We start from the raw sequence: 855 nt of genomic DNA, 5'->3' as shown, positions 1-855 counted from the left end.
TCTTGAGCCGTTTGTTATGTCTTCGGTGCAAAAACCAGTTCGAATTTAGTAAGCTATCAAGTACATTACCCCCAACAGCACGCTTAATACATCGTATAAGGATACATTATGTCTAAAGTTGCCATTATCACTGGCGCTAGTCGCGGGATTGGTAAAACTATTTCTCATTACTTTGCTCAAGAAGGATACTCTTTAGTATTACTTGCCTTAAATACCGAAAACCTTGAGCAAGCTAAAGCAGAGTTAAAGTCCCGGTATTCGTCATGCTCCGTGAAGACACTACCAGTCGATTTCAATAACCCTTCTGAAGTTGAAACCATTATCACCTCAATCATCAAAGAACATGGAAACATTGATGCAATGGTTAACAGCGCGGGTGTATTAGCCGCTGGTAACACTAACCTTCCCTTAGCGAAGCTTTCTGAGCTAGTAAATGTAAACCTACTATCTACTATCACTGCTTGTAATTTGGTTGCTGAAAAAATGAAACAGCAAGGCTACGGGGAAATATACAACCTTGGCTCTACTGCTGGTTTAGTACCAGTCCCTAAAATTGCTGCATACTCAGCAACAAAAGCTGCAATTGTTAGCTATAGCCAATCGCTTTATCACGAGCTGCTTCCTTTTGGAGTAAAGGTCTGCTGTTTATGTCCTAGTGTCGTGGATACCGATATGACTAATGATGGGCGTATTGCCAATCGTTTAAAGATTGAAAAACAAGATCTAACAAAAGCACTCAGCTTTATTCGAAGTCTATCTCCTGGAGCAGCTGTCAGTACATTATCTATACGCTGTAGTGTCATAGACTTGGAGTAACCCTTAACCTCCCGAGAGGACATAACGCCCGGCTAAGGG

At 41.5% G+C, this 855-nt stretch carries 1 protein-coding gene; it reads left to right on the top strand.

The window, feature by feature from the left end; genetic code table 11:
* Positions 1 to 108: 108 nt before the first annotated feature.
* Positions 109 to 816 (top strand): SDR family NAD(P)-dependent oxidoreductase, encoded by a 708-nt coding sequence (locus PL85_RS17965; protein WP_115340183.1) that lies wholly within the window; start codon positions 109 to 111, stop codon positions 814 to 816.
* The last annotated feature ends 39 nt before the right edge of the window (positions 817 to 855 follow it).

The sequence above is a fragment of the Vibrio anguillarum genome (genome assembly GCF_001989995.2).
GTDB classification, from domain to species: Bacteria; Pseudomonadota; Gammaproteobacteria; order Enterobacterales; family Vibrionaceae; genus Vibrio; species Vibrio anguillarum.
This window is presented reverse-complemented; position numbering and strand designations above follow the sequence as displayed.

Bases quoted from the DNA above. Each gene is read 5' to 3' on its own strand.
- PL85_RS17965 (WP_115340183.1), top strand. From the start codon at position 109: ATGTCTAAAGTTGCCATTATCACTGGCGCTAGTCGCGGGATTGGTAAA.